This window comes from Salipiger thiooxidans, from assembly GCF_900102075.1.
GTDB classification, from domain to species: domain Bacteria; phylum Pseudomonadota; class Alphaproteobacteria; order Rhodobacterales; family Rhodobacteraceae; genus Salipiger; species Salipiger thiooxidans.
On the sequence record NZ_FNAV01000021.1, the window covers coordinates 40,127 to 53,773 of the forward strand.

A 13,647-nucleotide genomic window follows, 5' to 3' on the forward strand; every position below is an offset into this window, starting at 1 on the left:
GGCTAGACCTCCGTCCTGCGTTCGAAGATCTCGGTGCGCCGGTCGTCGTCGCCGCGCAGGGCGTAGATGACGGTGACCGTGAGCGTCGACTCCACCGCCTCGACCTCGACCGCTTCCACCGAGATCAGCGCGTCGAGCCAGCGGATCAGCGCGCCGTGGACCATCTGCTCGGTGGTGGCGACGAGCGTATCCGAGAGGCCCTCGAACACCAGATCCTTGATGGGCGTGCCGAACTCCGGGCGGTTCACCCGCTCGCCCGGCGCGGTGAAGAGCACCTGTTCGATGAGGTCGCGCACATGGTCCGACTTGCCGGTGAGCTGCGACCGGCCCCGGGGATCGAAGCCGTAGGGATAGTCGAGCTGATCGGCCAGGACCGCCATCAGAGCTGCTCCGCGTTGATGGCGACCTGATGATCGCCGCCCGAGACGGTGACGACGAAAGCCTCGGGGTTTTCGTGCAGGTGCCGCACCACGCCGCGGGCGATGGCGATGAGGAAGCGGCGGCGCGCGCGCACCTCGCTGTCGGTCGGGTCCGAGGGCAGCTGCGGCAGGCCGTCGAGGGTCAGGAGCGCGTCGAGCTCTTGCTCGATCGTATCCGCCAGCGAGCCGGTGAACTGCGTCTCGTCGGCGGGAACGTCGGTCAGGTTTCCGGGGCGAAGGTTCGGCATCGGCGCTACTCCACGAAGACTTTGGTCGAGATCAGGGCGGGGGTCGGCGGCGGCATCGGCCCGACCGGCGGCGCAGGCGTGACCGGCAGGACCCCCAGCGCCAGCTCGCCGGGGTGCACGTGGGCGTTGAAGATCGTCACCAGCTGGCTGAGGTAGGTCAGAAGGTCGTCACCGAAGGCCGCCGGATGCCGCGCGGCGGCGCTGCCGATGTGCACGAGCTTGCCATCGTGCACGACCTTCGCGAGCCCCTTGATCGTCACCGTGCCGGTGGCCACGTCGACCTCGACCTTGTTCTGGCCGGTGGGGTCGGTCACCGTCATGAGCTGCGCGCCATCGTCCAGCATCACCGTGAAGCCGAGGTCCGAGCGCCAGATCTTCTGCGCCTGCTCGCCCCCCGCTCCGGCCGGCGGCGGCATCGGCGCCTCGGCGGTGCGCCAGTAGCAGCCGGTCCAGATCGGGCGCGAGACATCGCCGCCCTCGAACTCGATCCAGACGCCCGCGCCGGGCAGCGGCAGCGACAGGAAGCCCGCATTGGGCCCGGCATAGGGCACGCAGGGATCGGCCCAGCCGGTCGGGACCTCCGCCAGCACCTCGGGCACCATGGCGGTCAGGCGACCGCGCCGCTCGGGGTCGTCCGAGCGCAGGACGATACCCCGGTGCTTGCCGTAGACCCTTTCGCGCAGGTCGCGCGGGGTTCCGTCGGGCATGGTCGTGCTCCTTTCCCTTGTCGTCCTCCGTCAGGCCGCGGCGTCTTCAGGCCACAGCGAAGGGATCGACGAAGACCTCGGCCCCCGTCAGCCCCACGGCATTGCGCCACAGCCCGACCGATTGCTTGTACTCGTCGCGCGAAATCCGGTGCGTGACGCTTTCGACGTAGTAGAGCCCGCTGTGCTGCCGCCCTGCCCCGCGCACCAGCACGGGCACCCCGGCAAAGAGCGGTCGCGCGAATTTCACCCCGTCGACCTCGGCGGTGGCGCGGATCGCCCGGGCGCTCGCGGTGGCGCGCTGCAACGCCTGGTACTGCGCCTCGGCCGGTCCGTCGGCGTCGGTGTCGTGGATCCGCTCGACCGGCGGCGGAACGATCCTGCTCAGCGCCGGCTGCATCCCCATCGGCATCTCGGCCGCGGCGGGCGCGACCACCGGCACCGGCACGCCGCTGCGCGGGTCGATCTTCGAGCCCATGACGCCGCTCGGCTGCAGCATGTCGTTGGAAACGTTGAGGCTGTCGAGGTTGGTACGTGCGCCGAAGTCGATGGACAGCACCCCCTGTGGCGGCAGCGGTGGCGTCAGCGGCGGGTGGAAATGCCCGACGTCGCGGCCGCTGACGGGCTCGGGCTGGACGTAGAGCGCGTAGCCGTTGCGCTGCGCCAGCTGCTGCAGGAAATTGGCGTCCGAGCCGCGCTGCACCGTCGCCGTCTCGGGGTCGATGCGCAGCGGCGGCGTCGGGATCACCACCGGCACCAGCCCGTGGCTGCCGAAGATCGAGGCCGCGATCTGGTCGTCGGACATGTTGGTCCAGGGAAACGGCGCCTGCTGCTGGGCCATGGCGGTGCCGAGCACGTCCATGCCCACCACCTCGTAGGTCGAGGTGCCGGGGGTGTTGGTTACCCCGAGCTGCCCGTCGGCCACCCGCCCGTTGATGATCGTCAGCGGCACGCCCGGCCCGGCAGAAATCGAGATCGAGACCGGCATCAGCGGTGCGAAGAGGTCCAGCGCCAGCGCGTCGATATCGCCGAAGGCGTTGCGCGAGAGCTCGAAATGCAGCCGGAAGATCGACGCCTGTCCGACCGCGGTCTCGACCTCGATCTCGCGCAGGGCGGTGAACCATGGCGGCGGCAGCGGGGCGAAGCCGACCTCGACCCGGAAATACGTCGGAAAGATCATGGCCGCCCGCCTTCCGGCCCGGGCACTCCGACCACGTCTCCGGGCTTCGCGGTCAGCTCGGCCGGGCGCTGTTGCAGGTTGGCATCGCAGAGCATCCAGAACAGCTCGGGGTCGCCCAGCGTGCGGAAGGCCACGAGGTCGGGACGGTCGCCCGGCCGCACCAGCGTGCCCAGCGGCGCCGGCGTGACCGGGATCACGCGGCGGCGCTTGTAGCGCAGCACCCGCCCGTCCGGCGTGACATGTTCGGCCTCTGGGACCGGGTCGTAACGCGAGCCGCGGAAGAACATGGCGTCTCCTTCAGAGGGGCAGCAGCCCCTGGATTCCGGTCCGGTTGCCGAAGGTGTTGAGCGTCGCCATCACCTCTTTCTGGGTGAAGGACGACATGTAGACCCAGTAACCGGGGTTGGTGATGTCGAGGTCGCGATAGGTCTGGACGCTGGCCGACATCTCGACCTGCACCCGGATCGGGTTGAGCTGCTGGTCGAAGGCCTGCTCGCGGATCGACAGGCTGTCGATCTGCACCGGCAGCACCCGTCTCGGCCCCCAGACCAGCAGCACCATCGGGGCCTGCTCGCCCTGGATGAAGGCGGTGCCGGCGATCGCCAGCGCCTCGTTGGCGATGACCAGCGGATAGGGTGGATAGAGCAGCCCCTCGAGCGCCGCGATCACCGGGTGCAGACCGTTCCTGACGGTGATGGCGTTCTCGGAGGGCACCTCGAGCTGATCCGCCGCGTCGATGTCGAGCGTGAAGCTGAGTGTCTCTTCCGGAGGGCCGTTCACCCGGTTGGAATCGCCGCGGCCGCCACCGCCGCCCCCGCGCAGCCGCAACTGTCGCTGCACCTCGTCAGGGTTGTACTGGTAGACGATGATCGTGGGCGTCAGCTCTGGCAACTGATAGGCGACCAGACCGCCCTTCATGACCCGGGGAGACCGGGGGAAATCCGAACTCATTGCTCCTCCAGACACCGCTCGCGCCGAGAAGTAGGAATGCTTTCTTAACTATACCCCAAGGTTATCATCTCGCGCCTGAGTTGCATACCCGTCACTCGGCGCTTGGCAGAAATTGACGTCACCCCGCGGGTGTCCGCGCTCACGGGAACGGGCAGAGCGGCCCCGGGTCGCTGTCGAACAGCATGCCGCGGGCGGCAAGGTAGCGGCGGACCCGCGCCCGGGCCTGGCTGCGCACGTAGCCGTCCCAGATCAGAGGCCGGTCCGGCTGAACCGGCGTGGGCCGCCAGCGATGGACCCGGCAACGGTTTCGCAGGGCCTGGAACTCGAGCAGGACGGCGCGCTCGATCTCGGCCTCGGTCAGCACGAGGCGGCGGTCGAGGAGGTATTCGGCCGTGATGCAGGCGATGTTGTCGTTGACGCAGAACGCGTTCGGATCGGTCGGGACCGGGACCGCGTGCTCGGGCGCGGGGCCGATGGTCGGCCCGTCGTGGCGCGGCGGCGGCGCGGTTTCGGTGGCCCGGGTGTCGTCGGTGTCGGGGGCCGGCTCCGGCGTGTCGTCCTCGGGCGGCTCCTCGGTCGGTTCGGGGATGCGGGCGTAGCCGTCCACCGTCCATTCGTGGCGATGGCCAGGGATCGGGCGCCGCCCGTGGCAGCCGTCGACCGGCACGCCGGCGAACTCGAGGTGGAACCGGTACTCCGTGCCCGGCACCGGCGGCGGATCGGTCACGAAGGTGATCCCCGGCGAGTCGCTGCCGGAATAGAGACAGCCGTCCTCCATGGTGGGAAGGAACTGGTCGAAATCCTCCGGGTCGCGGGCACTGCTGCGCGCGGCGTCGCTGAACCTGTGGCCATAGGGCAGCCGCCCGTGCCGGGCGTCCTCCTCGGGCCGGGTCGGGTGCAGCTGCGAACTCGACACCGTGGGCGGCGCGCGCATCCGCACCCAGCCCGCCCCGAGGTTCTTCTCGAAGGTGCCGTTGACCTTCTGCAGGTACTCGCCGCAACTGCAGTCACAGCCGGTTTCGGGATCGTCGCGGAACATGATCGACATGTTGAAGCTGCGCTGAAGGAAATACCTGACGCCCGCGCCCTGCAGAACCGCCGGCGGAAGCGCCCCGCCGGGCAGGTTGACCACATCCACGCAGGCGTGGCGCTCGGGCGGTTCGTCGTTGTCGTCATCGTTGTCGTCATCGTTGTCGTCGTCACCGCCCGGCCCGTCGGTGTCGGGCAGGCAGGCCGACGGGTTCGCGAGGCAATAGGCCAGCGCCGAGCCCACCGCCGCGGCGAGCGCGCCGCCAAGCCCGCTGAGCGCCGTGGCCAGCGTCGAGAGCCCCGCCGCGATGCCACCCGCGGCGAGGCTTGCCGCCGCCGAACGCAGGGCGTTCCACAGGAGACGCCGCAGGAGCTCGCCGATGGCGATGCCGCCGCCCGCCAGCAGCGCCGCGCAGATCAGCGGAAAGCGCTCGCAGAAGCTCTCGTCGACCGGCGGAGGGTCGCGGATCTCGACCGGTGTGGGCGTGTCGTCGTCGACCGGGGGGTCCTCCTCGACCCGCACCGGCGGCGGAGGCCGGGGCCCGGGCAACAGCAGGATCTCGACGCGCCGGTTGCGGCTGCGGGCCTCGACACTGTCGGCGGGATCGAGCGGGGCGGCCTCTCCGAACCCGGCGATCCCCGCGACCGACGCCCGCCCGAGCGCCGTCCGCACCGCGCGGGCCCGGCGCACCGAGAGGCCGCTGTTGTGCAGCTCTGGGCCGGATTCGTCCGCGTGCCCGACGATCACGACCCGCAGCGCGCCGGGCTCCGCTACGGCGATGAGCCTGCGCAGCTCGGCCAGCACGGCGCGGTGCTCGTCCTTGAGCCTTGCGCTGTCGATGGCGAAGTTCTCGAGCACGAAGCGGAACGGGCGCAGCGTCGCGGTCACCCGGCCAGGAGAGCTTTGGGACAGCGCGATCTCTTCCTGCCGGCTCAGCGGCGCGGCGGGCTCGGCGGTTGCAGCATCGTCCTCGCCCTCGCGGAAGACCGACGGCCCGTGACCGGCGGTCCCGTGGCCCTGCACCACATGCGCCAGCTCGTGCGCGAGCAGCCGGCGGCCCTCGCCCGTGGACGGCGCGTAGCGGCCCGGTGCGAAGGCCACGTGCGACCCCATGGCATAGGCCCTGGCGTCGATGCCGCGTGCGGCCCGCGCGGCGCGGGCCTCGGTGTGGACGCGGACGCCGGAGAGGTCGGCGCCGAAGCGCGGCTCGAAGTAGCTGCGCGTGGCAGGCGAGAGCGGCTGGCCCCCGCCCGAGATCGCGGCCGCGGCGGCAGAGGCGTCGGCGGCGGAGGGCATCGCGGTGCCCACAGCCTTGCGCATCAGCTCCTCCTCGGCGCAATGGGCGCAGGGCGGGCCACCGGCGGCGCAGGCCGCGCATTTGCGGTGGATCGCGGGGGGACCGCCGGGTGCCGCGGGCGGCGCCGAGACGCTGCCGCCCCGGATCACCGCGTCTGCGATGCGGTCGGCCTCGCGCTCGGCCGGGCTGTCGGCCGGGGCGATGCGCACCGCGGGCGCGGCACTGGTCTGTGCCGGGGCGGCGGCGGCGGCCATCAGAACCGCCCTCCGAGCGCGAGACCGATGTTTATCCAGTGCGCCGCACGCGGGTCGTTGCCGAGCTCGCCGCCCGCGCCCAGGCGCAAGTCGACCGACAGCCCCGCCCCGGGCTGGATGCCGAACCCGAGCTCGCCGCCCGCATAGGCGCTTGTCCGGTCGGGATGGTCGATGTCGGCCCCGAAGCCCGCGGACTCGCTGCGGGCAAACTCGTGCGAGACGCCGAACTGGCCGATGCCCGACAGCCGAAGCGTGGGACCGGCGGTGTGGACCTGCCGCTCGAACCCCAGCCGCATCCCCGCCAGCACGAGGCGCCGCTTGTCGAGGTCGAGCGAGGCGAGATAGCTGGCCTCGGCCCCGACCAGCGCCAGCCAGCGCCGGTCGCGGGTCACCGGCAGGCCGACGTCGAGACCGCCCCCCAATTGCCCCGAGAGCGCACCGTCGAGGCTGCCGAGCCCGGCCCGGAGGAAGGGACGAAATTCCGGGATGACGGGGCGGATCGGCACCAGCTCGGCGGTGCAGCCGGGGAAGATGTGGTTGAGGAACACCGTCACGTGGCGGAAATCGCGCTCGTGGAACATGCCAAAGCGACCCCAGCGGCGGCGTTCGCCCATCCGGTTGTTGTCGCGGCGCACCCGCTCGGTCCGGCGCCGGTTGCGATGCGCCTCGAGCGACTTGGGGTCGGTCTCGGGGTACTCGTCTCCGCGCCCCAGCACCTGGTGCCCGGCCTCGTGCGCGGCGAAGCCTTCCTCGAAGTTGCCGGCGCAGAGATAGCGCGCACTGCCCCGGCCACTGCGCGGCACCACCTCGATCGTCTTATCGGCGTCGGTGTCGTCGCGGCTGACGCTGACGCGGATCGGGATGTCGCGCCCGGCGCAGTCGTTCTCGCAGCCGGTGAGCCGGACCTTGAACTGGTCGTTGAGGCTGCTGTTGACGGCGGCGATGTAGCGCGCGGCGATGGCGTCGATGTCGGGCCGGCCCGACATCGGGTCGCCCTGGCAATTGTGGTTGTTCGGGTCCCCGGCCGAGCGCCTGAACCCGAAGCGGAACGGCAGGCGCACCTCGCAGGTGTCAGTGTTGAAATCGACCAGCGCCTTGTGGTCGGCAATCACCTCGCGGTCCTCGGTGGCGGTGCGGGGCGCGATCTCGCGGCGGCGGACCTTGCCCTGCACGTGGTGTCCGGCGCGGATGGGCTCGGTCTCGAGGATCTCCTCGAAGGAGGTGCCGCCGCCGCCCGCATCGTCCTCGAAGGACTCCGAATGCACGTTCGGCACCGGCCGGACCATGTCGCGCGGCGGGCGCGGCGCCGTCTCTTCGTCGGTGGCGGGGGCGCGGTGCAGCTGGCCGTCGGCGCCCAGCGTGTGGGCGAGCTCGTGGGCGATCAGGTGGCGGCCGTCCTGCGTCTCGGGCGCCCACGCTCCGGGGGCGAAGCCGATGTGGGTGCCGTGCGCATAGGCCCGCGCGCCGATCGACTGCGCGGCGGCCCCGGCGGCGGCGTCGCGGTGCACGCGCACGGTCCCCAGATCGGCACCGAAGCGGGGTTCGAAATACTGCCGCAGGGGGCCGGACAAGGGGCTTCCCCCGCCCGCGATCGCGGCAGCGGCACCGTCAGCGGCGGAGCCATCCCTGCCCGTGCCGTCGCGGGAGAGGTGCAACGCCTCTTCCTCGCAATCTGCGCAGGGCTTGCCGCCGGCGGCACAGGCGGCGCAGGCGCGGTAGACCGTGTCCACGCGCCCGCCCGCGCCATGCGTAACCGGACGGCCTGTCATGGCGGCATCGGCCATGGCCTCGGCGCGGCGTTCCTCGCGGCTGTCGCGCGGGGCGACGCGGATCTGGCGACCGGACAGGACGGAACAGGCGCAGCCGGTCATGCCCCGCCCTCCCCGTCGCGGCGGGCACGGGAGAGCGCGCTCCGCATCGCCTGCGCGATCTCTTCGGGTCCTGCCCCCTGCGGCACCCGCAGACGCAGGCGCGGGATATGCCCCGACACGCCCGGGGGTAGCGCAGCCGCCGCGCGCTCGACGCCGCGGCGCACGCTCTGTGCGGCGGCGGCCGGGGTCGGTTTCAGGGTCGGTTTCGGGGGCGGTCTCATGCGCCCTCCACCCAGGGCGCCCGGAACGCCCTGTCATGCTTGCGGTACTCGCCACGCGCGGCGCGGGCGATGTCGCCCATGGTCACCGGCCGAGACTCGGAGGCCGCGAGGAAGGCCGCGTTGACCGCGATCACCACGATGGAGCCGCCACTGATGTCGAGCCGCGACAGCGCCACCATGTCGAGCCCCTGCGTCGGGGTCTCGGGCGGAAAGGCGCGTTCCCAGATCCTCAGGCGCTCGCCCTGATCGGGCAGCTGCAGGTCGATGACGAAGCGCAGCCGGCGCAGGAACGCGGTGTCGATGTTGTTCTTGAGGTTCGTCGCCAGCAGGCACAGGCCGCTGTAGCTTTCGATCCGCTGCAGCAGGTAGCTGACCTCGATATTAGCGTGACGGTCGTGGCTGTCTTTGACCTCGGAGCGTTTGCCGAGGCAGGCGTCGGCCTCGTCGAGGAACAGGCAGGCGCCGGTCTCCTCGGCGGCATCGAACACCCGGCGCAGGTTCTTCTCGGTCTCGCCGATGTATTTCGAGATCAGCCGCGACAGGTCGACCTTGTAGAGATCGAGCCCCAGCTCGCCCGCCAGCACCTCGGCGGCCATGGTCTTGCCCACGCCCGAGGGCCCGGCCAGAAGCGCCGTCACCCCGCGCCCCGAGGGCATGCGCCCGCCGAAGCCCCAGTCGTCATAGACCCGCGCGCGGTGGCGGATCTGGTCGGCAATGGCGGCCAGCTCGCGCTTCGCCGGCTCGGGCAGGATCAGGTCCTTCCAGCCGACCCGCGGCACGATCCTGCGGGCCAGCGCCTCGAGCCCGCGGCCACCGCGCCCGCGGCAGCGCCGCCAGAGCGTGCCGGGCGGGTCGCCGGGGCTCAGGCTTGCGGCGATCTCGGCGATCTCGGCGGGGCCGTAGGGGAAATGCTGGGCCACCGCGTCGAGCTCTCCGTCCGAGACCGGCTCGCGCAGGGCGGCCTGCCAGAGCACCCGCCGCTCCGGCGCGTCGAAGGGCGGCAGGGTCTCGCGCAGGAAGCCGTCTGGCAGACCGGTCGGCACCTCGGCCAGCAGCACGAGCCCGCCGCCGAAGATCCGCGCCGCAGCCTCGGCCAGCCTGCGCCCGGAAACACCGGCGCGGGCCGCGGAGCCGTCCTCTTCCCCCGGCAGCAACCGCCGCGCCACCGCGTCGCCCTCGACCTCGAGCGCGACGACCAGCCCGTCAAGCCGCGCCTCGCGGGCGACGGCGCGCAGGACCGCGTCGCGGCCCGCCTCGTCCCCGGGCACGCGCCCGGGCTCGAGCAGCACCGCTCCGCAGCCCGCCTGCGCCGCCATCGCCGCCACAAGCGCGCGCCGTCCGCTGCCCGCGGGGCCGATCAGGGCGACGCCCCGGGCGAGCTGCGGTGCAAGTTCCGCCGCGAGCGTGTCGACCCGCGCAAGACCCGGCACCGGAGAAAGTGGCAGGCAGCCCGGCGGGCACATCGGCGCGCCGCCGCCGGTGAGGCGCAGCGCCAGGTCCTCGGGCAGCGAGATCGCCGCCAGCGCGTGGGTCTCGCGCATCTCGATCAGTGCCCAGCGCCGCAGCGGCGCGTCCGGGGCCAGCCGGTCGAAGAGCGCCGCGGCGAACTCGGGCGCCGAGCCGCCGCGCAGCCGGGTCAGCAGGTGCGGCGTAACGTAGGTCTGGCGCGGGTCGCCCGCCACCTCGGCACAGAGTGCGGCGACGGTGCCGTCGACCCGGTGCGCGAGGGCGAAGAGCAGCAGGTCCTCGTCCACCGGCGCCAGCGCGAACTGCCGCGCCAGCGGGTCGAGCAGCGAAAGCCCCTCGCGCAGCGCATCGTCGGGACTGCCCGCCAGCACGCCCCGCACCCAGCGCAGCACCTGCGGCAGCTCGGTGGCGGCATCGGGCGCGGGGCGCAGCTTGTGGACGGCCTCGGGCATCGCTCAGGGATCCAGGTGGAAGGTGAAGCCGTCGTCGCGGCTGCGCACGCCATCGACGAGCACCGCGACCCGGTAGCCGGGGTCGCCCCCCGCCTGCGCGGGCAGCCCGGCATCGGCGACTGGCACCTGCACCGAACCGGGCGCCGGCGGCAGCAGCGGGCTGGGCGGCGGGCGGTTGATCTCGATCCCGGCGTCGCCCAGCACCACCTGCGCCTCGTGCGCGCCGGGGTGCCAGAGCCGCGTGCCGGTCACCGTCAGAACGGTGCCCGCATCGCCATTGCCGGGCGTCACCGCGGTGATCTGCGGCACCAGCTGCATCACCGCGATGTTCGAGGGCACGCGCCGGGTCTCCTCGATCCGGGTGCCGCGGCCCTGCGCCCCGGCGACGCCCTCGACCGTCAGCTCGGCGATCAGGCGGATCTGCAGGGTGCCGGGCTGGAGCTGCTGCGCGGGAAGGATCGGCTGGCTGAGCGGCGGGTCGAAATCTACGTCGAGCACCGCGTCGGGTACCCGCACCCTGATCCGCCCGTCCGGCGCGGGCACCACGCGCAGGGGCGGCAGATCGCCGAACTGCACGAAGATCCGCGCCGCCGCGGCATCGCGCGCGACGATGGTGATCTCCTCGCCCACCGCCACGCGCATCTCGGCCTCGGGCTGGCCCGGCGGCGGGGTCACAAAGACCCGCTCGATGGTGGGACGCCGGGCGAGCGTGGCGAAGATCCGGCGCTCGGTCACCGGCGGCGCGACCCGCACCGGCTCGGTGACGTCGATCTGCACGACGGTGCCCTCGAGGATCACCGAGCGGCGGAAGTTCTCCTCGCTGAGCGCGGACCAGATCTTGGTCACGTCCTCGAGCGAGGCGGGATAGAGCGTCAGCTTGAAGCGCTCCGGTTCCTGCGTCAGCAGCGGGTCGAGGATCGGCTCGTTGAGCGCGGGCGGCACGAGGTTTTCCTGGATCAGCTCGTGCATCCGGGCGCCGAACATGTGCAGGACATGCAGCGCGTCGCCAAGGATCTCCTGCGCGGTCAGATCGGATTCAGGCATCACCTCGCTGTCGGAATGGCTTGTCAGCATGTAGCGCAGGTTCAGCGATAGCGGCGGACGGCCGTAGCTGCCCGGCGGGCCGCGATGCGGGCCGTGGTCGTTCTTGAGGCTGGCGTTCTCGAGCACCTGGATCAGGTAGAGGTTCACCCGCGCGCCATCGAAGCCGGTGACGGTCTGGTCGGGCGGCGCTACCGTGACGCCGACGCCGGTGGCCATCCGGTCGCGCAGCAGGGTCCGGATCGAACGGGTCGCGGCGGCGATGACCTGATAGCTCGCCATCGCCGCCCCCTAACCCCGCTGCCCGAGCCGCGCGCGGGCGTATTTCTCGAAGCCCCGGGTGCGCTCGGGCGCCTTGCGGCGGGGGACGGAGGGCTGCGGTGCCGGGGCCTCGAAGGTGACGTCGATGCGGCCGATGCTCAGAACGGGGGGCGGAGCCAGGTCGGCGTGGGGCGTTTGGTCTGGCGCGGTGGGTTCATGGCGGAATGCCGGGACACCGGGGGGCTGGGCGGTTGAGGGGCTGGTGGTTCGGGCCGGATGCGCGCTCTCGCCGCTGGTGAGGCGGTTTGGGGGCTCTGTGCCCTGGTCCCTGCGCGCGCTGCGGGCGGTGTTGGGTGCGGGGGCAAAGACAGGGTTGGAGGCGTCGGTGTGGCTCTCGGCCGTCCTTTCGGCGGTGCCGGTCGGGATCGCACCGTCAGGCATGGTGCGACCCTCCGGCGACGATGGGTGCGGCGGCTCTTCGGGCCGCGCTGCCTCTGCGCCTGACAGGGGGTCTCGCCTCCCTTGCGCCAAGCCAGCCTGTGGCATGTCCTGCCTGGGAACCGCCGGATTAGCCCCCTCGGGATACATCGCCCGATGGTCTCCGCCCGGCTCTGCCCTCTGCGCCCTTTCCGATGTGACGACGGTTCCGGCGGTCGGCGCCCGACGCGCTCCCGGCGCCTCCCCCGAACGCTCCGGAGACGGTGGAGGGACCGCATCGCGCCCGGTCTCACCGCGCGCCGTTGCGCCGCCCTCTGCGTCGGACGCCTCGGTCTCCGCCATGATCTCCGTACCGAAGCCCATGCCGCCACCCAGCCCCTCTGGCGTGGCGAAGCGCGGGGGGACCGCGGCGCGCAGGGTCGGTGGCCCGCCGGGGCTCTGCCCGGTCGCGCGGGCTGCGAGGCGGCCGAGCAACCCGGTCATGCCGCCCCCCGCGCGGTCGCGCCGCCTTCGGCCCAGACCATGCGCACGTAGCGGCGGCGGCGGTGGGCCGGCATCGCCAGCAATTCCGCCTCGCTCCAGTGATAACGGCGGGCGAGCAGGTCGAACTCCGCCAGCACCCCGCCCCAGCGGCCCATCTCGGCGCGCAGCAGCTCCAGCGGATCGAGCCGCCCGCCGATCGCCGCCCCGCAGGCGTCGCACTCGGCGGCAAGCGCGATCTCCGCGCATGGGTCGGCGGTGGCGAGCCACACCTCGGCCTGCGCCACCGCGCCGGACGCCACCGGCCCGCCGGCACAGAGCGCCAGCAGCCGCGCCGCCGAGCCGCCGCTCGCGGCAATGTCCGCCCCCGTGGGAAGCCTGAGACCAAGCGGCCCCTCCTCCGTCTCGACCGTGCCGTCCGACACGTCGGGCACGGCGCCGAGGAACATCGCCGCCTCGAACGGCACCTCGTGCACCGCGCCGCAGCCCTCTGTCTCGCAGGTCATGATGAGATGCCCCGGCGCGCCGTAGCTGGCGCAGAGCAGCGCCAGCAGCAGGCGGTTGCGGTCACCCGCGACCAGCGCATCCAGCGCCCCGCCATCGGCCGGCTGCCCGTCGAGCTCCGCCCCCCCCGCAAGCAGCAGCGCGGTTTCCGCCGCCACCGGCGTCAGCGGTCCCAAAGCGTCGGAGAGATCGAGCTCGTCGCCCCCGGTCAGGGGGTGCATAACCGCCACGCCGCGGGGCGGCGCCAGCGGGACCGTGACGCGCTGCCCCGGCGCCGCCGTGATCGCGCCGGTGTCATGCCGGGACATCGAAACTCGGCTCGGAGGGTTCGACCACCGAGACATCGCGGATCCAGCCCTCATTCTCCAGCTTCAGCATCTGGATGGCGACGGCGTTGGCATTGGCGTCCAGATCGGGCAGCGCCTGGTATTCCGAGACCCAGGCCCGGAAGATCTGGTAGGACAGCACCAGCTGCCCCGCCTCGTTGAACACGTCGAGGATCACCTCCTTGCGGAAATCGGCCAGCGACACCTGCCCGCCCGCCGCCGCCTCGAGGTTCCAGACCTTGTTGGCCCAGCGCTCGAACTCGATATCGTGGCTCACGCCGCGCTCCAGCGTCACCGCCTCGTAGCTCGAACGGCCGGGCGACTTGCGGCTGATCGTGGGATCGCCGCCCTCGCGGTGCTCGACCACCTCGGTGGTGCGTTTCAGTGCCGAGACCTTGGAGATCCCGGCGACGTAGCGGCCGTCCCACTTCACGCGGAAGCGAAAATCCTTGTAGGGATCGAAACGGCGCGGGTTGACGGTGAACTGGGCCATGTGGCTTCCC

The 13,647-nt window shown here is 72.3% G+C and carries 13 protein-coding genes; all 13 read right to left on the minus strand.

Features of this window, described 5'->3' with window-relative positions; all coding sequences use genetic code 11:
- Positions 1–2: 2 nt before the first annotated feature.
- A complete protein-coding gene (locus BLQ77_RS23905; RefSeq protein ID WP_089963355.1) occupies positions 3–380 on the minus strand; it encodes a GPW/gp25 family protein in 378 nt (125 codons plus the stop codon).
- Positions 380–667: a hypothetical protein gene (locus BLQ77_RS23910; RefSeq protein WP_008886186.1), complete on the minus strand. Its 288-nt coding sequence runs from the start codon at positions 665–667 to the stop codon at positions 380–382. Before BLQ77_RS23910 ends, BLQ77_RS23905 begins: the two co-directional genes overlap by 1 nt.
- A gap of 5 nt (positions 668–672) precedes the next feature.
- Positions 673–1,374, minus strand: a complete 702-nt coding sequence (locus BLQ77_RS23915) for a phage baseplate assembly protein V (RefSeq protein ID WP_089963357.1) — start codon at positions 1,372–1,374, stop codon at positions 673–675.
- Positions 1,375–1,420: 46 nt separating this feature from the next.
- Positions 1,421–2,551, minus strand: a complete 1,131-nt coding sequence (locus BLQ77_RS23920; protein WP_089963359.1) for a phage late control D family protein — start codon at positions 2,549–2,551, stop codon at positions 1,421–1,423.
- On the minus strand, positions 2,548–2,838 hold the full coding sequence (locus BLQ77_RS23925) for a hypothetical protein (protein WP_089963361.1): 291 nt from the start codon (positions 2,836–2,838) through the stop codon (positions 2,548–2,550). Before BLQ77_RS23925 ends, BLQ77_RS23920 begins: the two co-directional genes overlap by 4 nt.
- Before the next feature lie 10 nt (positions 2,839–2,848).
- Positions 2,849–3,502, minus strand: coding sequence for a hypothetical protein (locus tag BLQ77_RS23930; protein ID WP_165617189.1), 654 nt, complete (start codon positions 3,500–3,502; stop codon positions 2,849–2,851).
- A 139-nt stretch (positions 3,503–3,641) separates the two neighbouring features.
- A complete protein-coding gene (locus BLQ77_RS23935; protein WP_089963365.1) occupies positions 3,642–6,083 on the minus strand; it encodes an eCIS core domain-containing protein in 2,442 nt (813 codons plus the stop codon).
- Complete coding sequence (locus BLQ77_RS23940; protein WP_110476942.1) at positions 6,083–7,954, minus strand: eCIS core domain-containing protein; 1,872 nt, start codon at positions 7,952–7,954, stop codon at positions 6,083–6,085. Before BLQ77_RS23940 ends, BLQ77_RS23935 begins: the two co-directional genes overlap by 1 nt.
- A 217-nt stretch (positions 7,955–8,171) precedes the next feature.
- Entirely contained in the window at positions 8,172–10,094 is a 1,923-nt protein-coding gene (locus BLQ77_RS23945) for an AAA family ATPase (RefSeq protein ID WP_089963369.1), read from the minus strand.
- Positions 10,095–10,097: 3 nt separating this feature from the next.
- The gene (locus BLQ77_RS23950) at positions 10,098–11,417 is read right to left on the minus strand and encodes a Pvc16 family protein (protein ID WP_089963370.1); all 1,320 of its coding nucleotides are present in this window, start codon (positions 11,415–11,417) and stop codon (positions 10,098–10,100) included.
- A 9-nt stretch (positions 11,418–11,426) separates the two neighbouring features.
- Entirely contained in the window at positions 11,427–11,837 is a 411-nt protein-coding gene (locus BLQ77_RS28515) for a hypothetical protein (RefSeq protein ID WP_131822052.1), read from the minus strand.
- A 476-nt stretch (positions 11,838–12,313) separates the two neighbouring features.
- On the minus strand, positions 12,314–13,126 hold the full coding sequence (locus tag BLQ77_RS23960; RefSeq protein WP_089963374.1) for a hypothetical protein: 813 nt from the start codon (positions 13,124–13,126) through the stop codon (positions 12,314–12,316).
- A complete protein-coding gene (locus BLQ77_RS23965; RefSeq protein WP_089963376.1) occupies positions 13,113–13,637 on the minus strand; it encodes a phage tail protein in 525 nt (174 codons plus the stop codon). Before BLQ77_RS23965 ends, BLQ77_RS23960 begins: the two co-directional genes overlap by 14 nt.
- Between the last annotated feature and the right edge of the window lie 10 nt (positions 13,638–13,647).